This is a genomic window from Pseudomonas sp. UME65 (assembly GCF_014170225.1).
In the GTDB taxonomy this organism is placed as follows: Bacteria; Pseudomonadota; Gammaproteobacteria; order Pseudomonadales; family Pseudomonadaceae; genus Aquipseudomonas; species Aquipseudomonas protegens.
On the sequence record NZ_LZZQ01000010.1, the window covers coordinates 684,488 to 707,228 of the forward strand.

A 22,741-nucleotide genomic window follows, 5' to 3' on the forward strand; every position below is an offset into this window, starting at 1 on the left:
ATGAGTTCCGCACTGTTCGTTCCCGAACTCGGTCACCTGGCGATGATCCTCGCCCTGTGCTTCGCCCTGGTCCAGGCCGTGGTGCCGCTGCTGGGGGCCTGGCGCGGTGATCGCCTGTGGATGAGCCTGGCCCAGCCGGCTGCCTGGGGCCAGTTCGCCTTCCTGGCGTTCGCCTTCGGCTGCCTGACCTACGCTTTCATGAGCGACGATTTCTCGGTGGCCTATGTCGCCAGCAACTCCAACAGCGCCTTGCCCTGGTACTACAAGTTCAGTGCCGTGTGGGGGGCTCACGAAGGCTCGCTGCTGCTCTGGGCACTGATCCTCGGTGGCTGGACCTTCGCCGTGTCGGTGTTCTCGCGCCAGTTGCCCCAGGTGATGCTGGCCCGGGTGCTGGCGGTGATGGGCATGATCAGCACCGGCTTCCTGCTGTTCCTGATCATGACCTCCAACCCGTTTTCGCGGATCCTGCCCCAAGTGCCGGCCGATGGTCGCGACCTCAACCCGCTGTTGCAGGACATTGGCCTGATCGTTCACCCGCCGATGCTCTATATGGGCTATGTGGGTTTTTCGGTGGCCTTCGCCTTCGCCATCGCCGCTTTGCTCGGCGGTCGCCTGGACGCCGCCTGGGCTCGCTGGTCGCGGCCCTGGACCATTGTCGCCTGGGCCTTCCTCGGCATCGGCATCACCCTGGGCTCCTGGTGGGCCTACTACGAGTTGGGCTGGGGTGGCTGGTGGTTCTGGGACCCGGTGGAAAACGCCTCGTTCATGCCCTGGCTGGTGGGCACGGCGCTGATCCACTCCCTGGCGGTCACCGAAAAGCGCGGGGTGTTCAAGAGCTGGACCGTGCTGCTGGCGATTGCTGCCTTCTCCCTGAGCCTGCTGGGGACTTTCCTGGTGCGTTCCGGCGTCCTGACTTCGGTGCATGCCTTCGCCTCCGACCCTGAGCGCGGCGTGTTCATCCTGATTTTCCTGCTGTTCGTGGTGGGTGGTTCGCTGACCCTGTTCGCCCTGCGCGCGCCGGTGGTCAAGAGCCAGGTGGGCTTCAACCTCTGGTCGCGGGAAACCCTGCTGCTGGGCAACAACCTGGTGCTGGTGGTGGCGGCCTCGATGATTCTCCTCGGCACCCTGTACCCGCTGGTGCTGGACGCCCTGACCGGCGCCAAGCTGTCGGTGGGCCCGCCGTACTTCAACGCGCTGTTCATTCCGCTGATGGCCCTGTTGATGGTGGTGATGGCGGTGGGCGTGCTGGTGCGCTGGAAAGACACCCCGGTGAAATGGCTGGTGGGCATGCTCGGCCCGGTACTGCTGGGCAGCGTGGCCCTGGCCGTGGTTGCGGGCATCGCCTATGGCGACTTCAACTGGGCCGTGCTGGCGACCTTCCTGCTGGCGGCCTGGGTGCTGCTGGCCGGGGCTCGCGACATCGTCGACAAGACCCGGCACAAGGGCCTGATCAAGGGCCTGCCGAGCCTGACCCGCAGCTACTGGGGCATGCAGCTGGCGCACCTGGGCATCGCGGTCTGCGCCCTGGGCGTGGTGCTGTCGAGCCAGAACAGCGCCGAGCGCGATCTGCGCCTGGCGCCGGGCGAATCCATGGAACTGGCCGGCTATCACTTCATCTTCGAGGGCGCCAAGCACTTCGAAGGGCCGAACTTCACTTCCGACAAGGGCACCGTCCGCGTGGTGCGCAACGGCAAGGAAGTGGCGGTGCTGCATCCGGAGAAGCGCCTGTATACCGTGCAGAGTTCGATGATGACCGAGGCCGGGATCGATGCCGGCTTCACCCGCGACCTGTATGTGGCCCTTGGCGAGCCCCTGGGCGATGGCGCCTGGGCGGTGCGGGTACACGTCAAGCCGTTCGTGCGCTGGATCTGGTTCGGCGGCCTGCTCACCGGTTTCGGTGGCTTGCTGGCGGCCCTGGACCGGCGCTACCGGGTCAAGGTTAAAAGCCGCGTGCGCGAAGCGCTGGGCATGACAGGAGCTACGGCATGAGACGCTGGATGATGATGCTGCCCCTGGCGGTGTTCCTGGTGGTGGCGGTGTTCCTCTATCGCGGGTTGTACCTGGACCCGGCCGAACTGCCGTCGGCGATGATCGGCAAGCCGTTCCCGGAGTTCTCCCTGCCGTCGGTGCAGGGCGACAAGACCCTGACCCGCGCCGACCTGCTGGGCAAGCCGGCGCTGGTCAACGTCTGGGGCACCTGGTGCATTTCCTGCCGGGTCGAGCACCCGGTACTGAACAAGCTGGCCGAGAGGGGCGTGGTGATCTACGGCATCAACTACAAGGACGTCAACGCCGATGCCCTGAAGTGGCTGGCCGAATTCCACAATCCCTATCTGCTGGACGTGCGTGACGAGGAGGGCTCCCTGGGCCTGAACCTGGGCGTCTACGGCGCTCCGGAAACCTTTTTCATCGACGCCAAGGGCATCATCCGCGACAAGTACGTCGGGGTGATCGACGAAGTGGTGTGGCGCGAGCAACTGGCCGCCAAGTACCAGGCCCTGGTCGACGAGGCCAAGCCATGAAGCGCTGGTTAGCCGCCGCCATCCTGGGCCTGGGCATCGCCGGCATGGCCCATGCCGCCATCGACACCTACCAGTTCGCCAACGACACCGATCGCGAACGGTTCCACGAGCTGACCAAGGAACTGCGCTGCCCCAAGTGCCAGAACCAGGACATCGCCGATTCCAACGCGCCGATTGCTGCCGACCTGCGCAAAGAGATTTTCCGCATGCTCGGCGAGGGCAAGGACAACCAGCAGATCATCGACTTCATGGTCGATCGCTACGGTGACTTCGTGCGCTACCGGCCGGCCCTGACCGGCAAGACTGCCTTGCTCTGGTTCGGCCCCGCCGGGTTGCTGCTGGGCGGGCTGGTGATCATTGTCGTGATTGTCCGGCGTCGGCGCGTGCAGCGCAGCGACAGCCCGAACACGCTTTCCGTCGAAGAGCGTCAGCGCCTCGACCAACTGCTGGATAAAAACCACCCATGATTGATTTCTGGCTTGCGGCAGGCCTGCTGCTCCTGATTGCCCTGAGTTTCCTGTTGATCCCGGTATTGCGTGAGCGTCGCGCTCAGCGTGAAGAGGATCGTACCGCGCTGAACGTGGCGCTTTATGAAGAGCGCGTGGCCGAACTGCACAGCCAGCAGCAGGAAGGCGTGCTCAGTGCCGAACAGATGGACAGTGGCTGTGCCGAAGCCGCGCGCGAACTGCTGGCCGATACCGAAGGCAGCGCTAACGTGCGCACTTCGCGCCTGGGCAAGCCGCTGCCGTTGCTGGCTGCGCTGCTGGTGCCGGTACTGGGCCTGGGCCTGTACCTGCATTTTGGTGCCAGCGACAAGGTCGAGCTGACCCGGGAGTTCGCCCAGGCGCCACAGTCCATGGAGGAAATGACCCGGCGCCTGGAGCGTGCGGTAGCGGCCCAGCCGGATTCCGCCGAAGGCCTGTACTTCCTCGGCCGAACCTACATGGCCCAGGACCGGCCGGCGGACGCGGCGAAGATCTTCGAACGCACCGTGGCCCTGGCCGGGCGCCAGCCCGAGCTGCTGGGGCAATGGGCCCAGGCGCAGTACTTTGCCGACAACAAGCAATGGTCGGACAAGGTCCAGGGCCTGACCGACGAAGCCCTGAAAGCCGACCCCAATGAAGTCACCAGCCTTGGGCTGCTGGGGATCGCCGCCTTCGAAGGCGGGCGTTTCCAGGAAGCCATCGACTACTGGAAGCGCCTGCAGGCGCAACTGCCGCCGGACGACAACTCCCGCGCCGCGTTGCAGGGCGGTATCGACCGCGCCAGCGAGAAGCTGGTGGCCAGTGGCGGCAAGGTTGCCAGCGAACCTGCGGCCAAGGCTCAGGCCAAGGGCGCGGTGCTCAAGGTCAGGGTCGACCTGGCGGCCGAGCTCAAGGCCAAGGTCCAGCCGGGCGACAGCGTGTTCATCTTCGCTCGCGCCACCCAGGGCCCACCCGCGCCGCTGGCGGCCAAGCGCCTGACCGTGGCCGACTTGCCGGCCACGGTCGAGCTGGCGGATGCCGACGCGATGATGCCGCAGTTGAAACTGTCGAACTTCCCTGAAGTCCAACTGGTTGCGCGCGTGTCCCGCGCCGGCCAGCCGACGGCCGGCGAGTGGGTCGGGCGCAGCCAGCCTCTGGCCAGCAGCACCACCGCTGCCCAGCAGCTGACCATCGACAGCCCGGATCAATAATCAGAGAAGCCGCCATGACCGCCATCGCTCGTATCACCCTGTTATCACTGGTCCTGGGGTTGAGCGCATGTACGGTCCATCGGCCGGTGCCCACCAGCTCCGAGCCGATCCCGCCGGCTGGGCCGAGCACACGCCCGGCCCCGTCCACGGCGCCGGGTACGCCCAGCGCGCCGATCCCCGCCGCCAAGCCCCTGCCACGCACCTCCGCCAGCTTCGCGCCGCCACCGGGCGGGCACAGCCATTGGGATGCGCGGTTGGGGGTCTATGTGCTGGATGACCAGAGCAACACCTTCTACCGCCAGCGCACCTACTACCGCTGGAACAATGGCTGGAGCCGCTCCATCAGCCCTGACGGGCCCTGGGAAGACACCGATATCCATGGTGTGCCCGCCGGGCTTGGTCGCCAGTTCCAGTAACCCTGTCCGATAAGCGCAGAGGCGCAGGCCAGAGCCTGCGCCCGGGCTGGATTATTTAAGCCTCGGGATGCCTGGCCGATACAGCGGGGTGTTCCCGAGTATCAGCCGTTGAGCGCCCGATGAAGAATGACCTGAACAAACCCTATTTCACGCCGATGGTGTTCTGGCTTGCGCTGATCTGTGTGCTGTTGCTGGTGTATGGCTTTGGCCCGGCCGAGGTGCCGGAGCTGATCTACCTGTCGCTGGAGCCGGTGTGCCTGCTGCTGGCATTCGTCTTCATGTACTACTTCTTCTGCTGGAGCCTGATCTCGGTCTTTCGCTTGGGCGAGATCGGCTGGAAGCGCGTGGACTACGCCTGGCTGCTGCTGGCGTCCCTGGCCCTGATCAGCGCCACCCAGGCGGTGCGCGTGGACTGGTTCCAGACCGACTACCAATTGGCGCAGCAGGCCCAGGCCGGGCTGCAGCGGCGCGTGGCCACGGAGATCGAGGACATGCTGGGCGTGGAGCACTGCAAGGCGGCCATCGCTCGCTACGAGCCCCAGGATGCGGCCCAGGTCAGCAGCCTGTGCGAGCGTTTTGCAGCGCTGGAGCGCACCGCGGACGGGCGCCTTTCGGTCTTGGCAGAGGTCAAGGTGCAGCAGGCGCTGGAGGATATCCGCGGCGAATACACGGCGGCTCCCATCCGCCAATGGCTGCAGGGCTTGAGTGAAAGCATCAAGGAACTGGAGCAGCAGCGGGCCGAGGTGCGGCGCCTGTACGGGTTGGTAACGGTCAGCGCTACCGAGAGGCTCTACAGCTACTTCGTGCCCTTGCTGCTGGTGATCGCCCTGGCATTGCGCGCCTCCAAGGTCACCGCCGAAGTGCTGCTCAAGGCACCACGGCGGCGCAAGCTGTGGCTGATCATCAACCGCCGCGTGGTCATCGATGGCCTGGGTTTTGCCCGTGGCGCCCGGGCTCGGCTGGATGAAGCCCTGGGCAATTGGCGGGTAGCCCGTTGGGGCGTGGTGCACCTGGGCTGCGACTTCATCGGCGCGCCCGGCCCCCAGGACACCCCGGTCCCGGTCACCCCGGGCTTCTATGAAAGTGAATTCCAATTGGCCAGCCTGGCCGACTTCGACAGCAGCGAGTTCGTCGAATGGGCCGCGACCCAGACCATCGACACTCTGTACCTGGTGGGGGAAACCGATGCCGGCCTGATCGGGCGCCTGCGGCTCTGGGGGGCGGCGGCCAATATCGAAGTCCTGGTGCGCGAACGCATCTGAGGCGCCCGCTCCTGTGCAGCTTGCCTGCCCGGGCAACTCCGGGCAGGGGCAAGGGCGCCGCGCCTTTTCCTCAGGCCCGGGCCGGGCGGCGGTTGTCCCGCACCAGCAGGAAACGCATCAAGGCCAGCAGCGGGAAGGCGCTGCCCACCAGCACGATGCCCAGCCAGCCGCCATGCTCGTACACCGCACTGGCAATCGAGGAGCCAAAGGCACCGCCGATGAAGATGCTGGTCATGTACAGCGCATTCAGGCGGCTGCGGCTGTGGGCGTCGAGGGCGTACACGGCGCGCTGGCCGAGCACCATGTTCATCTGCACGCAGAAATCCAGGACCACCCCGGTCACGGCCATGCCGATCACGCTGTAGGCCGGATGCACCAGGCTGGGGATGAAGCTCAGGGCCGCCAGCAGCATGGCCAGCAGTGAGGCGATGCGGGTATGGCCGGCATCTGCCAGGCGTCCGCTGATGGGCGCGGCGATGGCGCCGATGGCGCCCACCAGGGCAAAGATCGCGATCTGGCTTTGGCTCAGGCCGTGCTGGCGCGCCAGCTCCAGCGGTGCGGCGGTCCAGAACAGGCTGAAGGTGGCGAACAGGCAACCCTGGTAGAAGGCGCGCTGGCGCAGTACCGGTTGCTGGCGCAGCAAGTTGCCCAGGGAGTGCAGCAGTTGGCCATAGGTGGCGCTGTGGGCCGGCTGGCGCTTGGGAATGGTGAGCATCAGCACCAGGCTGATGGCTGCCATCAGCAGCGCCGCGGCGATGAACATCGCCCGCCAGCCGAAGTGGTCGGCCACCACGCTGGACACCGGCCGGGCCAGGAGAATCCCCAGCAGCAGGCCGCCCATGATCCCGCCCACCACCCGGCCCCGGGTTTCCTCGGGGGCCAGGTGCGCGGCCAAGGGAATCAGGATCTGCACCGACACCGAACTGAAGCCGATCAACAGCGACACCAGGAGAAAGGCATTGGGCTGCTGGATAAAGGCCGCGCCCAGCAGGCTGGCAATCGCCACCAGGGTGGTGCAGATCATCAGCCGGCGGTTTTCCAGCAAATCGCCCAGGGGCACCAGGAAGAACAGGCCCAGGGCGTAGCCGATCTGGGTCAGCGACACGATCAGGCTGGCCAGGGCGCTGGACAGGCCGAGGTCCGGGGCAATCAGCTCGATGATCGGTTGTGCGTAGTAGATGTTGGCGACTATGGCCCCGCAGCAGAAGGCGAACAGCAGCACCATGCCTCGGGTCATTGTCGCGCTGCCGGTGGGCAGAGCCTGGGTCGTGGAATTCATTGGCGATCTCTGGGGCAAGCGCAAGGAGCGAGGTCGGCAAGACCCCGTGGCAAAGCGATGGAGCGGGCCGGGTGGCAAAGGTCAGCGATCGAATGATGAAGGCCCGTTGAGTACCGGGGCGTGTCGCTGTCGAGGGGCGATGATACATTTACTTACATCCTGTTCGATAGCATGCTCATGCTCCCCCGGGGCCTTGCAGTCGACTGACGGGCTCTGTGCACCTATTGCCTTGAGGAATCCGTTCCATGAATCGGTCTTTGCCTGGTTTGTTGTGCAACCTTCAATGCCTGGCCCTGGCGTTCCTGCTGGGCAGCGCCGCGGCCCTGGCCCAGGATGCGCCGGGCATGCGCATTGGCGTACGCGGGGAAATCACCGGGGTCGGCGGCGACGTGGTGCGGGTGCACGTCAACAGTGGGGAGAATGTCAGCGTCGAGCTGACGCCCCAGACCCAGGTGCGTGCCGTGACCCTGGCCAATATCGAGGACATCAAGCCCGGCAGCTATATCGGCTCGGCGGCCATGCCCATGGCCGACGGCACCCTCAAGGCGCTGGAAGTGCATGTGTTTCCACCGCAGTTGGCCGGTACGGGTGATGGCCACCGGCCTTTCGACCTGGCCAAGGGCAGCAGCATGACCAACGGCAGCGTCGGCGACCTGGTGGTGAGCAACGGCCGCACCCTGACCGTCAACTACAAGGGCGGCCAGCAGAAGATCCTGGTGCCGGACGATGTGCCCATCGTCAACCTGACTCCCGGCGACCGCAGCCTGCTCAAGGTCGGGGTCAAGGTGGTGATGTTCGTTACCCAGAGCGATGACGGCAAACTCACCGCGCAGTCGATCTCCGCCGGCAAGGATGGGGTCGCGCCGCCGATGTAGGCCGCTGCTGCACGGGGTTGCCACCAGGCGGGCGGGGGCTTGCATTGCCAAATGTTGCTGCGCGCGGGTTGCAGTGGAAGTCGGCAAAGGCTTGGTTTACGGTTTCCGGTCGTTCAATGCGCCGGGAGTGCCTTATGGAAAAGTCGACGTTCAACCCAGCCAGTGTGTTCAATTCCTTGCAATACGGTTTCAGCCAGGCGGTGGAGGTGCGCGGTGGGCGGCGCCTGCTGCTTTCCGGCCAGGTGGGTGTGGATGAGCAGGAGCGCACCGTGGGCCCGGGCCTGCGGGAGCAGACCGAGCAGGCCTTCGACAATATCGCCCGGGTCCTGGCCGAGGCGGGTGGCCGGCTGGCGGATGTGGCGATGCTGCGGATCTACATCGCCGAAGCGGCCCGCAACCAGCAGGAGCACATCAGCGCAGTCTTGCTCGAACGCTTTGCCAGCCAGCCGCCGGCGTCTTCGTGGATCATCGTCAGCGGGCTGTCGCTGCCAGAGTGGCTGATCGAAGTCGAGGCGGAGGCGGTGCTGGAGGAGCGCCATCAGGTCGCCGAAGCGGCGCTGTTCACTCCGGCGCGAGCCCTCTGAGCGCCATGCCTGGGGCATAAAAAAAGCGACCCCGGAGGTCGCTTTTTTCATTCACCCGTTAGGGGTCACTTGGCGTTGGTGTAGATCTGGTCGAAGATCCCGCCGTCGTTGAAGTGGGTCTTCTGCACGCTGCGCCAGTCGCCGAAGGTCTTCTCCACCGAGAGGAAGTCGACTTTCGGGAAGCGATCGGTGTACTTGGCCAGCACTTTCGGGTCCCGTGGGCGCAGGTAGTTGTTGGCGGCGATTTCCTGGCCTTCCGGCGACCACAGGTACTTGAGGTAATCCTCGGCGGCGGCGCGGGTGCCTTTCTTCTCTACCACCTTGTCCACCACCGATACCGGCGGCTCGGCTTCGGCGGACACGCTCGGGTAGATCACCTCGAACTGGTCGCGACCGAATTCGCGGGCGATCATCTCCGCTTCGTTCTCGAAGGTCACCAGCACGTCGCCGATCTGGTTGGTCATGAAGGTGGTGGTGGCGGCGCGGCCACCGGTGTCGAGCACCGGCGCCTGCTTGAACAGCTTGCCGACGAAGTCCTTGGCCTTGTTCTCATCGCCGCCGTTCTTGAGCACATAGCCCCAGGCCGAGAGGTAGGTGTAGCGGCCGTTACCCGAGGTCTTGGGGTTGGGCACTATCACCTGCACGCCGTCCTTGAGCAGGTCCGGCCAGTCCTTCAGGGCCTTGGGGTTGCCCTTGCGCACGATGAACACGGTGGCCGAGGTGAACGGCGCGCTGTTGTTCGGCAGGCGGGTCACCCAGTTGTCCGGCACCAGCTTGCCGTTGTCCGCCAGGGCGTTGATGTCGGTGGCCATGTTCATGGTGATGACATCCGCCGGCAGGCCGTCGATTACCGAGCGCGCCTGTTTGCTGGAGCCGCCGAAGGACATCTGCAGGGTGATGTTCTCGTTGTGCTCGGCTTTCCAGTGTTTCTGGAAGGCGGCGTTGTAGTCCTTGTAGAAGTCGCGCATCACGTCGTAGGAAACGTTGAGCAGGGTCGGTGCGGCCTGGGCGACGCTGCCCAGGGCCAGGCTGGCGGCCAGTAGCGAGGCGCTGAAGAGTTTTTTCACTGCACATTCCTTTTGTTCGAGAGTGAAGGCAATTTGCCGCCGACTATAGCCGGGGCGCTATATCTCTTTAAAGATTAAAAAGTACTTTGCTTATTCCAGTTTCCTGAATAGCGCATTGCCGCAGCGGGAACAGAAGGCCGCGGCGGGTTCGTGGGTGTTCTTGCGGCACACCGGGCAGTCGTGCTTGAGCTGCTCGCCGCGCATGGCGCTGGCCAGTTCCGCGGTGAAGATCCCGGTGGGCACGGCGATGATCGAGTAACCGGTGATCATCACCATGGACGAGATCACCTGGCCGATCACGGTCTTGGGCACGATGTCGCCGTAGCCCACGGTGGTCAGGGTGACGATGGCCCAGTAGATGCCCTTGGGAATGCTGGTGAAACCGTGCTCCGGGCCTTCGACCACGTACATCAGGGTGCCGAACACCGTGACCAGGGTGCAGACGCTGAGCAGGAACACCAGGATCTTCTGCTTGCTGCCGCGCAGGGCGTCCAGCAGGTAGTGGGCCTGCTTGAGGTAGGGCGCCAGCTTGAGCACGCGAAAGATCCGCAGCATGCGGATGATGCGGATGATCAGCAGGTATTGGGCGTCGCTGTAATACAGGGCGAGGATCCCCGGAACGATCGCCAGCAGGTCCACCAGGCCATAGAAGCTGAAGGCATAGCGCAGCGGCCGGGGGGAGCAGTACAGGCGCAGCCCGTACTCGATGGCGAAGATCAGGGTGAAACCCCATTCGATGTAGGCCAGGACGTTGGCGTAGTTGCGATGGACCTCGTCGATGCTGTCGAGGATCACGATCACCAGGCTGGCGAGGATGATCAGCAGCAGGGTGCTGTCAAAGCGCCTCCCCGCCACCGTATCGGTCTGGAAGATCATTACGTAGAGGCGCTGCCGCCAGTTGTCGCTGTTGCCCATGGAAATCGCCTGAATCGAAAGTCAGCGAAGCCTAGGGGGATTTGCCGGGGGAGCGCAAGGCGCGTCGCCCCGCACGTTGCGGCCCAGCACCCGGTCGACGGTGTGCACCAGCCAGCAGGCCAGGACAAAGGGTGCGGTCAGGGGCGCAAGACCCAGGGCGACCAGCCCCGGGCTGATCAGCAGTGCCAGCAGCATCCCCAGCAGCGGCCGCCAGGGGTGCCGGGCCTGCTGGCCCAGGGCCAGGGCGACCAGGGCGCAGTTGTAGCCGCCCAGGCCCTGCAGGGCCTGGGCATGCTCTTGCTGCAGCAGGGCAAAGAGCAGGCCGCAGGCGGAGCCGAACAGGGCCCAGGCTGCCGCGCGGCGGCTGGCCAGCAGCAGGCCGAGCAGAATCAGCAGGCCGGCCAGGGGCTGGCCGAGGAACATGATCTGCCCCAGACCCTGGAACAGCCCACCCAGCAGGTTCGCCAGGGACAGCCCGGGCACGCCCTGGGTGGCCGCGGGCAGCGGCTCGATCAGGCTCAGCAGCAGCCAGCCGAGGCCGACGAAGGGCGCGGTGTAGGCCGGCAGGCTGGCGGGGTTGCGGGCACGTTTGAGCCATTGCTGGGTAATGATCGCGCTGAGGCCGCCGGCGGCGATGATCAGCGGCGGCAGCAATACCGACCAGGGCAGGTACAGGCCCAGCAGCAGGCCCAGCAATACGCCGTTGTAGCTGAACAGCCCGGCCTGGCGGTCGGCCTTGGCGTACCCCCGGCGTTGCGCGGTCAGCAGCCCGGCCAGGGCACCCAGCAGGGCAGCGCCGAGCAGTGCCGGGGCACTGACCAGGATCGCCAGCAGGCACAGCAGGCCGCACAGCGGATGGCGCTGGAGAAAGATCTGACTGAAGCCGTTAAGCAGGGCAGTGGCCCAGTCGGGGCAGAAGGCATTGAAAGACTGTGAAGGCATGATGCAAATCAGTGGGGCGGCCCCTGGGCGAGGGTTGCGCCGACCGCCCAGGCCTCCTCTGCGGGAGGCTCTGGCCGGTCAGCGGCGCCATGGGCTGCGGGTCAGAGAAGGGTTTCGACGCGCAACGAATTGGTGGTGCCCGGCTGGCCGAACGGCACACCGGTGGTGATCACCACGGTGTCGCCGCGCTTGGCCAGGCCCTGGGCCTGGGCGATTTCCAGGGCCGTGGCACACACCTCGTCGACCTGGCGCAGCCGGTCGTTGACCACCGAATGCACGCCCCAGGCCACTGTCAGGCGGCGAGCAGTGGCAAGGTTCGGCGTCAGGTTGAGGATCGGCACCGAAGGCCGCTCGCGGGCGGCGCGCAGGGTCGAACTGCCGGATTCGCTGTAGTTCACCAGCACCGCCACCGGCAGGATGCTGCACACCCGGCGGATCGCACAGCTGATGGCGTCCGAGACCGTGGCCTCGGCCTGGGGCCGGCTGACGTCCAGTTGGGTCTGGTAGTCCGGGCCGGTTTCCACCTGGCGGATGATCTTGCTCATCATCTGTACGGCCTCCAGCGGGTATTCGCCGGAAGCGGTTTCCGCCGACAGCATCACGGCGTCCGCACCCTCGGCCACTGCGTTGGCGACGTCGGTGACCTCGGCCCGGGTCGGCGCAGGGGAGAAACGCATGGATTCGAGCATTTGGGTGGCCACCACCACCGGCTTGCCCAGCTGGCGGCAGGTGCTGATGATGTTTTTCTGGATCTGCGGCACGCTTTCTGCGGGCACTTCCACCCCCAGGTCGCCCCTGGCCACCATGATCGCGTCGCTCAGCTCGGCGATTTCCCGCAGTTGGGTGACGGCCGAAGGCTTCTCGATCTTGGCCATCAGGTAGGCCTTGTCGCCGATCAGCGCACGGGCTTCACGGATGTCTTCCGGGCGCTGCACGAAGGACAGGGCCACCCAGTCCACCCCCAGTTCCAGGCCGAAGCTCAGGTCGCGACGGTCCTTGGCCGTCAGCGGGCTGAGGTCGAGCACCGCCTGGGGCACGTTGACCCCCTTGCGGTCCGACAGCTCACCGCCATTGAGCACGGTGGTCTCGATGGCATCGGCCTGCTTGGCGATCACCCGCAGGCGCAGCTTGCCGTCGTCCAGCAGCAGGTCCATGCCCGGCTCCAGGGCGGCGATGATCTCCGGGTGCGGCAGGCTGACCCGCTGGGCGTTGCCCGGGGTCGCGTCGAGGTCCAGGCGCAGGGCCTGGCCGCGCACCAGTTGCACCTTGCCCTCGGCGAAGGTGCCGACCCGCAGCTTCGGCCCTTGCAGGTCCATGAGGATGCCCAGGGGGTAGTTCAGTTCGCGCTCTACCTGGCGGATCCACTCGTAGCGCTGGGCGTGGTCGGCATGGGCGCCGTGGCTGAAGTTGAGCCGGAAGATGTTCACCCCGGCTTGTACCAGCTCACGGATGTCCTCGATGCCGTCGATGGCCGGGCCCAGGGTGGCGAGGATTTTGACCTTCTTGTCAGGCGTCATGTTTGGGGTTCTCGAGAATCAGGATGGCGCGGAAGTCGTTGACGTTGGTGCGGGTCGGCTCGGTGACGATCAGGTCCCCCAGCGCCGCGAAGTAGCCATAGCCGTTGTTGTTGTCCAGCTCGTCGCTGGCGCTCAGGCCCAGGGCCGCGGCACGGGCGTAGCTGTCCGGGGTCATAATGGCCCCGGCATTGTCCTCGGAACCGTCGATGCCGTCAGTGTCGCCGGCCAGGGCATAGATGCCCGGGTAGCCCTTGAGGCTGTCGGTGAGGCTCAGGAGGAACTCCGCGTTGCGCCCGCCACGGCCATTGCCGCGCACGGTGACCGTGGTTTCACCGCCGGAGAGGATCACGCAGGGCGCCGCCAGGGGCTGGCCGTGCAGGGCGACCTGGCGGGCGATGCCGGCGTGGACCTTGGCCACCTCCCGGGATTCGCCCTCCAGGTCGCCGAGGATCAGTGGGCTGAAGCCGGCCTGGCGAGCCTTCACGGCCGCCGCCTCAAGGGACTGCTGGGGCCGGGCGATCAGCTGGAAGTGGCTGCGCGCCAGGCACGGGTCACCGGGCTTGACGGTTTCCGACTCGGGGCTCTGCAGCCAGCTGCGGACCGCGGCCGGTACGTCGATGCCATAGCGCTTGAGAATCGCCAGGGCCTCGGCCGAGGTGCTGGGGTCGGCCACGGTGGGGCCGGAGGCGATGACCGTGGCCAGGTCGCCGGGTACATCGGAAATCGCATAGGTGTAGACCGTGGCCGGCCAGCAGGCCTTGGCCAGGCGTCCACCCTTGATCGCCGAGAGGTGCTTGCGCACGCAGTTCATCTCGCCGATGGTGGCGCCGGATTTGAGCAGGGCCTTGTTGATGGCCTGCTTGTCCGCCAGGGTGATGCCGGCGGCTGGCAGGGCCAGCAGCGCCGAACCGCCACCGGACAGCAGAAAGATCACCCGATCCTGTTCCGACAGGTTGCTGACCAGTTCCAGCACGCGCTTGGCCACGGCCAGGCCGGCGGCGTCGGGCACCGGGTGGGCGGCTTCGACCACTTCGATCTTGGTGCAGGGGGCGCCGTGGCCGTAGCGGGTGACCACCAGCCCGGAGACTTCGCCCTGCCAGCTGCGCTCGACCACCTGGGCCATGGCCGCGGCGGCCTTGCCGGCGCCGATGACGATGACGCGGCCGCTGCGGTCGCTGGGGAGATGGGCTTGCAGAACCTGTTGCGGGTGGGCGGCGTCGATGGCTGTGGCGAACAGCTCACGGAGGAATTTTTGCGGATCGACCGACATGGCGGGCTCCCGGATTTCTTGTTATGGGGGGCTTGAAACGGGTGTAGCCGCCACCTCAGGCGGCGGCAAGGTCAGCAGGGCCTGTCCCTGGCCCGCCGTGAGGCGTTTCCTGCGAACCTTGGCGCAGCCTGCGGCAGCGGCTACGGATGCTGCTTATTTCTTCTCGCGGATCGAGAAGTTGGCCATGTGTTCCAGGCCCTTGATCAGGGCCGAGTGGTCCCAGTTGGCGCCACCGATGGCGGTGCAGGTGCTGAACACTTGCTGGGTGTTGGCGGTGTTGGGCAGGTTGATGCCCAGCTCGCGGGCACCGCTCAGTGCCAGGTTCAGGTCCTTCTGGTGCAGGTTGATGCGGAAGCCCGGGTCGAAGGTGCCCTTGATCATCCGCTCGCCGTGCACTTCGAGGATCTTCGAGGAAGCGAAGCCACCCATCAGTGCTTCACGCACCTTGGCCGGGTCGGCGCCGTTCTTCGAGGCGAACAGCAGGGCTTCGGCCACGGCCTGGATGTTCAGGGCGACGATGATCTGGTTGGCCACCTTGGCAGTCTGGCCGTCACCGTTGCCACCCACCAGGGTGATGTTCTTGCCCATGCTCTGGAACAGCGGCAGGGCACGTGCGAAGGCCTGGCTGTCGCCACCGACCATGATGCTCAGGGTGGCGGCCTTGGCCCCGACTTCACCGCCGGACACCGGGGCGTCCAGGTACTGGGCGCCGGTTTCGTTGATCTTGGCGGCGAAGGCCTTGGTAGCGGTGGGCGAGATCGAGCTCATGTCGATGACGATCTTGCCCTTGCCGATCCCGGCGGCCACGCCGTCGGCGCGCAGCAGCACGTCTTCGACCTGGGGGGTATCGGGGACCATGATGATGACGAACTCGGCTTCCTGGGCGACGTCCCGGGGTGAGGCCAGGGCGATGGCGCCGGCGGCGATCAGGTCGGCCGGAGCCTTGCCGTGGTGTTCCGAGAGCAGCAGGCTGTGACCGGCCTTCTGCAGGTTGGCGGCCATTGGGTGGCCCATGATGCCGGTGCCGATAAATCCGATTTTAGCCATGATAAAAATCCTCTATTCAACGGGACCTTGTGGGCGCTGGCTGGCCAGCGAAGGCGGTCTTGCGGGCCTCTTCGCCGGCAAGCCGGCTCCTACGCAGGTACAGGTTCAGATTGCGTTGTGGGTTTTCAGCCAGCCAAGGCCGGCTTCAGTGGTGGTCAGCGGCTTGTACTCGCAACCGACCCAGCCCTGGTAGCCGATGCGGTCCAGGTGCTCGAAGAGGAAGCGGTAGTTGATCTCGCCGGTGCCCGGCTCGTTGCGCCCGGGGTTGTCCGCCAGCTGGATGTGGTTGATCTGGCCCAGGTGGTTGGCCATGGTCCGCGCCAGGTCTCCCTCCATGATCTGCATGTGGTAGATGTCGTACTGCAGGTACAGGTTGTCGCTGCCCACCTGCTCGCGAATCGACAGCGCCTGGGCGGTATTGTTGAGGTAGAAGCCGGGAATGTCGCGGGTGTTGATGGCTTCCATCACCAGCTTGATGCCCACGGCCTGGAGCTTGTCGGCGGCGTACTTGAGGTTGGCGACCAAGGTCTTTTCGAACAGGGCTTCATCGGCGCCCTGTGGGCGGATGCCTGCCAGGCAGTTGATCTGGGTATTGCCCAGGACCTGGGCGTAGGCAATGGCCAGGTCGACCCCGGCGCGGAACTCCTCGACCCGGTCGGGCAGGCAGGCGATACCGCGTTCACCCTTGGCCCAGTCGCCGGCCGGCAGGTTGAACAGCACCTGGCTCAGGCCGTGGGCGTCAAGCTGCGCCTTGATTTCGGCAGAGCTGAATTCGTAGGGGAACAGATATTCGACGCCGCTGAAGCCGGCATCGGCGGCCGCCTTGAAGCGGGCGAGGAAGTCCTGTTCGGTGAACAGCATGGACAGGTTGGCAGCAAAGCGCGGCATGGTGGTCTCCTGTGGTTCGGTCAAGCCTGGGGCTGGCGCCAGGGGGCGGGCGGCCCGGGCGCCACCTCTGGCGAGAGGTGGCGCGCGGGGCCCGGCCGGTGCCAGCGGCCAGGGGTATCAGTCGAGCAGGGAAATCGCGGTAGGGGCGTCGTTGCCCACCAGCGCCAGGTCTTCGAACTCGTTGACCGCGTTGATTTCGGTGCCCATGGAAATGTTGGTCACGCGCTCCAGGATGATTTCCACCACCACCGGTACCTTGAAGGTCTGGAGCATTTCCTGGGCCTGGCGCAGGGCCGGCTGGATGTCCTTGGGTTCGAACACCCGCAGGGCCTTGCAACCCAGGCCTTCGGCAACGGCCACGTGGTCGACGCCATAGCCGTTGAGTTCCGGCGCGTTGAGGTTGTCGAAGGACAGCTGCACGCAGTAGTCCATGTCGAAACCGCGCTGGGCCTGGCGGATCAGCCCCAGGTAGGAGTTGTTCACCACCACGTGGATGTACGGCAGGTTGAACTGCGCGCCCACCGCCAGTTCTTCGATCATGAACTGGAAGTCGTAGTCGCCGGACAGCGCCACCACCTGGCGGTTCGGGTCGGCCTTGACCACGCCCAGGGCAGCGGGGATGGTCCAGCCCAACGGGCCGGCCTGGCCGCAGTTGATCCAGTGGCGTGGCTTGTAGACGTGGAGGAACTGCGCGCCGGCAATCTGCGACAGGCCGATGGTGCTGACGTAGCAGGTGTCCTTGCCGAATACCTGGTTCATTTCTTCGTACACGCGTTGCGGCTTGACCGGCACGTTGTCGAAGTGGGTCTTGCGGTGCAGGCTGGCCTTGCGCTGCTGGCAATCATGCAGCCAGGCGCTGCGATCCTTGAGCTTGCCGGCGGTTTGCCATTCGCGGGCCACCTCCAGCAATACGGTCAGGGCGCTGCCAGCATCGGAAACGATGCCCAGGTCCGGGGTGAAGACGCGGCCGATCTGGGTCGGTTCGATGTCCACGTGGATGAACTTGCGGCCTTCGGTGTAGACGTCCACCGAACCGGTGTGGCGGTTGGCCCAGCGGTTGCCGATGCCCAGCACGGTGTCGGACTTGAGCAGGGTGGCATTGCCGTAGCGATGGGAGGTCTGCAGGCCGACCATGCCCACCATCTGTGGGTGATCGTCAGGGATGGTGCCCCAGCCCATCAGGGTCGGGATCACCGGAATGCCGGTCAGTTCGGCGAACTCCACCAGCAGCTCGCTGGCGTCGGCGTTGATCACGCCGCCACCGGCCACCAGCAATGGACGTTCGGCCTGGTCCAGCAGGGCCAGAACCTTTTCCGCCTGCAGGCGGGTCGCCGCCGGCTTGGCCAGGGGCAGGGGCTGGTAGGCGTCGATGTCGAATTCGATTTCCGCCATCTGCACGTCGAACGGCAGGTCGATCAGTACCGGGCCGGGACGGCCGGAGCGCATTTCATAAAAGGCTTTCTGGAAGGCGTAGGGCACCTGGCCCGGTTCCAGCACGGTGGTGGCCCACTTGGTCACCGGCTTGACGATGCTGGTGATGTCCACGGCCTGGAAGTCTTCCTTGTGCAGGCGGGCGCGGGGGGCCTGACCGGTGATGCAGAGAATCGGAATGGAGTCGGCCGAGGCGCTGTACAGGCCGGTGACCATGTCGGTGCCGGCGGGGCCCGAAGTACCGATGCATACGCCGATGTTACCGGCCTTGGTGCGGGTGTAGCCCTCGGCCATGTGCGAGGCGCCTTCGACGTGGCGAGCGAGCACGTGATCGATGCCACCGACCTTCTGCAGCGCGGAATACAGCGGGTTGATGGCGGCACCCGGGATGCCAAAAGCGGTATCGACCCCTTCACGGCGCATCACCAGAACGGCGGCTTCGATTGCTCTCATTTTGCTCATGGTTTTGTGCCTCTTGCGTTTTGTAATTGTATACAAGTGGTTTTGCGCAAAGTGTATTCACGGCGGATGGCGCAGGTCAATCCATTTTCTTGAGCGGCAGCGCCTTTCATCAAAGCCCCGATAAACCGGCGTCCTTTTGTCGCAGGGGCTGCCTTTAGCGAATTATTGTATACAAAAAATAAATTCATTGTGTTCTATTTGTTGTATCGGACTTCTCCTACAAGAAGCTTCCCCAGGCTTTCTCAATAACAAGATAAGGACGGCACCCATGAGCGCTTTAACCTTGAAAGTCGCAGTCAACCTGGCCAACCAGGCCATCAACGCGGGGCGCAAGATCAATGCGGCGCCGCTGACCATCGCGGTGCTGGATGCCGGCGGGCACCTGGTGACCCTGCAACGGGAGGACGGCGCCAGCCTGCTGCGCCCGCAGATCGCCATCGGCAAGGCCTGGGGGGCGGTGGCCCTGGGCAAGGGCTCGCGTCTGCTGGCCCTGGACGCGCAGCAGCGCCCGGCCTTCATCGGCGCATTGAACGGTCTGGGGCAGGGCAGCGTGGTACCTGCGCCGGGCGGGGTGTTGATTCGGGATCAGGCGGGGGCAGTGATGGGGGCGATCGGCATCAGTGGCGATACCTCGGACATCGATGAGCAGTGCGCCATCAGCGCGATCGAAGCCCAGGGCCTGGCGGCGGACGCTGGCGTCAGCGCATAGCCCTCGACCTCGCGGGCCCGGCCTGTAGCCACTGCCGAGCCCGCGAGGCTGCGAAAAGCCGCGCAGGATCTTGATTGAAACTATTGCGCCCTTGCGGGCCGGGAAACAAACCGGAAAGTACCGAAACGCTATCAGCGATCCAGTTCACAGCCCTTGAGCACCAACCGGATGATGGTCTGCGCCGCAGCTTCGTAGTCGTCTTCGTCGAGCTTGGTCTTGCCGGTGACCACCGAGATCTGCCAGTCGAAGTCGGCGTAGGTCTGGGTCGCGGCCCAGATGCTGAACATCAGGTGGTTGGGGTCGAGCGGGGCGATCAGGCCGCGATCGATCCAGGTCTGGATGCACTCGATGTTGTGCTTGGCCTGGGCGTTGAGCTGTTCCACCTGCTCCGGGCTCAGGTGCGGCGCGCCATGCATGATCTCGCTGGCAAAGACCTTGGAAGCGAAGGGCAGGTCGCGGGAGATGCGGATCTTCGAGCGGATGTAGCCGCTGAGCACTTCGCTGGGCACGCCATCGGCATTGAACGGGGTGGAGGCCTGGAGGATGGGTTCGATGATGCTTTCCAGCACCTCGCGATAGAGGTTTTCCTTGGACTTGAAGTAGTAGTAGACGTTGGGTTTGGGCAACCCGGCCTTGGCGGCGATGTCGCTGGTCTTGGTCGCCGCAAAGCCCTTGTCGGCAAACTCTTCACTGGCGGCCCGCAGGATCAGTTCTTTATTGCGCTCGCGGATGGTGCTCATAAACCAGGGGATTCCTTGCCTGTTCGGGCGGTTGCGCATGGTAGCACCGGCGTCGCGCGAGGCTCAAGAATGCCCGGCGGCTGGGGTTTTCCTGCTTCTGGCATCTCGCTTGTGCTGCCAGCGGCACGGTATGCTGCGCGCCTTATTTCCATGCAGGGAAGCCAGGTTCATGGCCGGAAGCAGTTTGCTGGTGTTGATCGATGACATCGCCGCGGTACTCGATGACGTGGCCTTGATGACCAAGATGGCGGCGAAGAAGACCGCCGGTGTGCTGGGCGACGACCTCGCGCTCAATGCCCAGCAGGTCTCCGGGGTCCGCGCCGAGCGGGAAATCCCGGTGGTCTGGGCGGTGGCCAAGGGGTCGTTTCGCAACAAGCTGATCCTGGTGCCGGCGGCGCTGGCCATCAGCGCCCTGGCGCCGTGGCTGGTTACCCCGCTGCTGATGCTGGGTGGCGCCTACCTGTGTTTCGAGGGCTTCGAGAAGCTGGCGCACAAATACCTGCACCACGCCGAAGTGGCGACCGAACATACCCAGACCCTGCAAGCCCTGGCCGACCCCCAGGTGGATCTGGTGGCTTTCGAGAAGGACAAGATCAAGGGGGCGGTGCGCACCGATTTCATCCTTTCCGCGGAAATCATCGCCATCACCCTGGGCACCGTGGCCGGGGCCTCCCTGACCCAGCAGGTGGTGGTGCTCTCGGGTATCGCCATTGTCATGACCGTCGGCGTCTACGGCCTGGTGGCCGGCATCGTCAAGCTCGATGACCTGGGGCTGTGGCTGGTGCACAAGCCCGCTGCCCTGGCCAAACGCATCGGTGGGGCGATCCTGCGGGCAGCGCCGCTGATGATGAAGAGCCTGTCGGTGATCGGTACGGCGGCGATGTTCATGGTCGGCGGCGGCATCCTGACCCACGGTGTGCCCGCCGTGCACCACCTGATAGAAGGGCTGGCCGAGCGCAGCGCCGGGGTCATAGGCCCGGTATCGGCGTTGATGCCGACCCTGCTCAATGCCGTGGCCGGGATCATTGCCGGTGCCGTGGTGCTGCTGGCGGTCACCCTGGCGGGCAAGGCCTGGCGCGCACTGCGCGGCTGACGGGCGCTCAGCCCGCTGCCGGCACCGGGGTCGGCAGCGCGGCCGCTTGTTGCTGGCGGCACCAGCGGCGCCAGGTGAACTGCAGTTGCAGGATCGCCGCCCGGGCCATCTCCCGGGCTTGCAGGGGCAGGTCGCGGTCGCCATCCAGGGCCTTGAGCAGGGCCGCGGAGACCGCATCCAGCTGTTCGCTGCGGTTGGCGCTGGGGCCGCCGTGCCTGAGCAGCGTCGCCAGGTGCGCGAGATAATGCTCGCATTCCGTGGCCAGGGTGCCCCGGGCCGGGTCCAGGCAACTGCGCAATTGCAGCAGCTCATCTCCCAGGTCCAGCCCCAGCAGGCCGTTGTCCCAGTGACTGCGGCGGTTCTCGGGCTGCATCTGCCAATACCGCGACACCCGGATCAGCCGATCGGCCATGCGCCCGCCGAACCAGCTTTCGGCCTGCTCCGGCGGGCGTGAGGTGAGCTGCGCCAGATCGAACAGCGAAGCCTTGAACATCCGCCGGTAGTGCTGCTCGCCCGGGTTGAGGCTGACCAGGCGCAGCACCACCACGGCGATGCCGACACCGATCAGGGTGGCCATGGCCTTGTTCAGGAACGCCCCGAGGTCGTAGCTCATCAGGTTGCTGGGGCCGACGTTGTTGACGAAAAAGATGCAGAACGCCGAGGCGACGGGCGCGAGCTTCGGTCGGCTCATGCACAGCGAAGCGCAGAACAGCGGCACTGCCAGCCCCAGGCACAGCAGGGGAAAACCGTCCCAGCCCGGCAGCAGGCCAAGGCCGACGAAGGCCGCCACGGGAATGGACAGGGCAATGCCCTTGAAGAAATTCAGGCAGGACGCGGCAGGGTTCTCACGCCCGGCGAACAGGCTCAGCACCACGCCACAGATGGAGACGGCCCCCAGCCCCGAGGGCCAGGCGGACAGCAGCCAGAAGCCGGCGACGGCGAGAAAGGCCAGGGCGCTGCGCAAGCCTCCCAGCACCCCTTGCTGGATATCCCGGTGCCAGGACAGGGCGCCGGGAGCGCCGGGCGGGACCCGGCCCTGTTCCACGGCGCTGACACTCAGGGCGCTCTGTTCCACCCGCTCCAGTACCTGGGCCAGTTGCACCAGGCACAGATGGCCTGCGGCGGACAGCGAAGGGTCCTGCAGTGCCTGTTGCAGGCGCTGGAGCAAGGGCGGCAGGGCGGCGTCATGTTCGGCCTGCAGGGCCTGGATGGTCTCGCCGAGCAAGGGTTGGAGTTGCTGCGCGGTGGCGGCGTCGAGCATCTGCCGTTGCCGCGCCACGCCGCGGGCGGACCGGAGCAAGCCCAGCAGGTCGCGGCTCAGCACCCGCAGCGCCTGGGAGCGACGGCGCCCCTGCGGGCCTTCGAACCAGGCGTGATCGCGTTGGGCATCCACGGTGACGATACGCCCCAGGGCTTCCAGCAGCCCCTTGCGCTGGTCTTCCCCCAGCAGCTCCGAGGCTGCGGCCTGGCGCCCGGCCAGCCAGGCGGCGCGGCCCTGGACCGCCAGCGCCTGTTCCACCCGGCGCGGCCAGAGCAGTTGGCTGGCCACGGCGGCGCAGATGATCCCCAGGCCGATTTCCGAACAGCGCGCCACTGCCTGGTCGAACACCTGCAAGGGCGCTGCGGTGGCGGGCAGGGCGATGATGGCAGTGGTGTAGCCCGCCAGTACGAAACCGTAGGCTGCGTGGTTGCGCAGCAGCGAGGCGCCGGTGGTGCAGAAGGCCAGCCACAGGGCCATGGCCAGCAGGAACAGCAGGGGCGCCTGGCCCAGGGTTGCGATCAGCAATATCGACACCACGGCCCCCACCAGGGTGCCCAACAGGCGGTAGGCGCCCTTGGCCAGGACCATGCCGCTGCTGGACTGGCTGACGATGAGCACCGTGGTCAGGGCCCATTGCGGTTGTTCGAAATCCAGGCGGAACGCCAGGTACAGGGCCAGGCCGCCGGCAATCAGGTTGCGCGCGGCGAACAGCAGGTCGGCAGGGGCAGGGGCGAAGAGGGCTTGCCAGATATCGGCGCGGAAAAAGGTCGGCAGTTTCATCTTTCA

At 65.8% G+C, this 22,741-nt stretch carries 21 protein-coding genes; 10 read left to right on the forward strand and 11 right to left on the reverse strand.

Annotated elements, in window-relative coordinates; genetic code table 11:
* From A9971_RS10940 to A9971_RS10965, 6 genes are all read left to right on the forward strand, one after another.
* Positions 1 to 1,989, forward strand: a complete 1,989-nt coding sequence (locus tag A9971_RS10940) for a heme lyase CcmF/NrfE family subunit (protein WP_011060020.1) — start codon at positions 1 to 3, stop codon at positions 1,987 to 1,989.
* A complete protein-coding gene (locus tag A9971_RS10945; protein WP_015634648.1) occupies positions 1,986 to 2,522 on the forward strand; it encodes a DsbE family thiol:disulfide interchange protein in 537 nt (178 codons plus the stop codon). Before A9971_RS10940 ends, A9971_RS10945 begins: the two co-directional genes overlap by 4 nt.
* A complete protein-coding gene (locus A9971_RS10950) occupies positions 2,519 to 2,989 on the forward strand; it encodes a cytochrome c-type biogenesis protein (RefSeq protein ID WP_011060022.1) in 471 nt (156 codons plus the stop codon). Before A9971_RS10945 ends, A9971_RS10950 begins: the two co-directional genes overlap by 4 nt.
* The gene (ccmI, locus tag A9971_RS10955) at positions 2,986 to 4,197 is read left to right on the forward strand and encodes a c-type cytochrome biogenesis protein CcmI (protein ID WP_183000590.1); all 1,212 of its coding nucleotides are present in this window, start codon (positions 2,986 to 2,988) and stop codon (positions 4,195 to 4,197) included. Before A9971_RS10950 ends, ccmI begins: the two co-directional genes overlap by 4 nt.
* 14 nt (positions 4,198 to 4,211) lie before the next feature.
* Positions 4,212 to 4,613: a hypothetical protein gene (locus tag A9971_RS10960; RefSeq protein ID WP_011060023.1), complete on the forward strand. Its 402-nt coding sequence runs from the start codon at positions 4,212 to 4,214 to the stop codon at positions 4,611 to 4,613.
* A 119-nt stretch (positions 4,614 to 4,732) separates the two neighbouring features.
* The gene (locus tag A9971_RS10965; RefSeq protein ID WP_183000591.1) at positions 4,733 to 5,875 is read left to right on the forward strand and encodes a hypothetical protein; all 1,143 of its coding nucleotides are present in this window, start codon (positions 4,733 to 4,735) and stop codon (positions 5,873 to 5,875) included.
* 70 nt (positions 5,876 to 5,945) lie between these two features.
* Here A9971_RS10965 and A9971_RS10970 read toward each other — a convergent pair whose 3' ends face one another.
* Entirely contained in the window at positions 5,946 to 7,154 is a 1,209-nt protein-coding gene (locus A9971_RS10970) for an MFS transporter (protein ID WP_041116710.1), read from the reverse strand.
* 245 nt (positions 7,155 to 7,399) lie between these two features.
* On the opposite strand from A9971_RS10970, the gene A9971_RS10975 reads away from it, so the two are divergent.
* Positions 7,400 to 8,029 (forward strand): hypothetical protein, encoded by a 630-nt coding sequence (locus tag A9971_RS10975; protein ID WP_183000592.1) that lies wholly within the window; start codon positions 7,400 to 7,402, stop codon positions 8,027 to 8,029.
* 134 nt (positions 8,030 to 8,163) lie between these two features.
* Entirely contained in the window at positions 8,164 to 8,613 is a 450-nt protein-coding gene (locus A9971_RS10980; RefSeq protein WP_077933594.1) for a RidA family protein, read from the forward strand.
* Positions 8,614 to 8,678: 65 nt separating this feature from the next.
* Here the strand turns inward: A9971_RS10980 and A9971_RS10985 are convergent, their stop codons facing one another.
* From A9971_RS10985 to gcl, 8 genes are all read right to left on the reverse strand, one after another.
* Positions 8,679 to 9,680 (reverse strand): sulfate ABC transporter substrate-binding protein, encoded by a 1,002-nt coding sequence (locus A9971_RS10985; RefSeq protein WP_183000593.1) that lies wholly within the window; start codon positions 9,678 to 9,680, stop codon positions 8,679 to 8,681.
* A 90-nt stretch (positions 9,681 to 9,770) separates the two neighbouring features.
* Positions 9,771 to 10,595 (reverse strand): ion transporter, encoded by an 825-nt coding sequence (locus A9971_RS10990; RefSeq protein ID WP_015634655.1) that lies wholly within the window; start codon positions 10,593 to 10,595, stop codon positions 9,771 to 9,773.
* Positions 10,596 to 10,616: 21 nt separating this feature from the next.
* Positions 10,617 to 11,537: an urea transporter gene (locus A9971_RS10995; RefSeq protein ID WP_015634656.1), complete on the reverse strand. Its 921-nt coding sequence runs from the start codon at positions 11,535 to 11,537 to the stop codon at positions 10,617 to 10,619.
* Between the two features lie 101 nt (positions 11,538 to 11,638).
* Complete coding sequence (gene pyk, locus A9971_RS11000; RefSeq protein WP_053149785.1) at positions 11,639 to 13,054, reverse strand: pyruvate kinase; 1,416 nt, start codon at positions 13,052 to 13,054, stop codon at positions 11,639 to 11,641.
* Positions 13,044 to 14,324 (reverse strand): glycerate kinase, encoded by a 1,281-nt coding sequence (locus A9971_RS11005; RefSeq protein WP_011060032.1) that lies wholly within the window; start codon positions 14,322 to 14,324, stop codon positions 13,044 to 13,046. The genes pyk and A9971_RS11005 overlap by 11 nt, the downstream gene beginning before the upstream one ends.
* 153 nt (positions 14,325 to 14,477) lie before the next feature.
* The gene (locus A9971_RS11010) at positions 14,478 to 15,371 is read right to left on the reverse strand and encodes a 2-hydroxy-3-oxopropionate reductase (RefSeq protein WP_053156968.1); all 894 of its coding nucleotides are present in this window, start codon (positions 15,369 to 15,371) and stop codon (positions 14,478 to 14,480) included.
* Positions 15,372 to 15,476: 105 nt separating this feature from the next.
* Entirely contained in the window at positions 15,477 to 16,259 is a 783-nt protein-coding gene (gene hyi, locus A9971_RS11015) for a hydroxypyruvate isomerase (protein ID WP_183000594.1), read from the reverse strand.
* A gap of 117 nt (positions 16,260 to 16,376) precedes the next feature.
* Complete coding sequence (gene gcl / locus A9971_RS11020) at positions 16,377 to 18,152, reverse strand: glyoxylate carboligase (RefSeq protein ID WP_015634658.1); 1,776 nt, start codon at positions 18,150 to 18,152, stop codon at positions 16,377 to 16,379.
* Between the two features lie 268 nt (positions 18,153 to 18,420).
* Here gcl and A9971_RS11025 point away from each other — a divergent pair, with 268 nt between their 5' ends.
* On the forward strand, positions 18,421 to 18,861 hold the full coding sequence (locus A9971_RS11025) for a heme-binding protein (protein WP_015634659.1): 441 nt from the start codon (positions 18,421 to 18,423) through the stop codon (positions 18,859 to 18,861).
* A gap of 131 nt (positions 18,862 to 18,992) precedes the next feature.
* On the opposite strand, the gene A9971_RS11030 is transcribed toward A9971_RS11025, so the two are convergent.
* Positions 18,993 to 19,601: a TetR/AcrR family transcriptional regulator gene (locus tag A9971_RS11030; RefSeq protein WP_011060037.1), complete on the reverse strand. Its 609-nt coding sequence runs from the start codon at positions 19,599 to 19,601 to the stop codon at positions 18,993 to 18,995.
* Between the two features lie 169 nt (positions 19,602 to 19,770).
* On the opposite strand from A9971_RS11030, the gene A9971_RS11035 reads away from it, so the two are divergent.
* Positions 19,771 to 20,694 (forward strand): DUF808 domain-containing protein, encoded by a 924-nt coding sequence (locus tag A9971_RS11035; RefSeq protein WP_123430247.1) that lies wholly within the window; start codon positions 19,771 to 19,773, stop codon positions 20,692 to 20,694.
* Between the two features lie 7 nt (positions 20,695 to 20,701).
* On the opposite strand, the gene A9971_RS11040 is transcribed toward A9971_RS11035, so the two are convergent.
* Entirely contained in the window at positions 20,702 to 22,735 is a 2,034-nt protein-coding gene (locus A9971_RS11040) for an FUSC family protein (RefSeq protein ID WP_183000595.1), read from the reverse strand.
* Between the last annotated feature and the right edge of the window lie 6 nt (positions 22,736 to 22,741).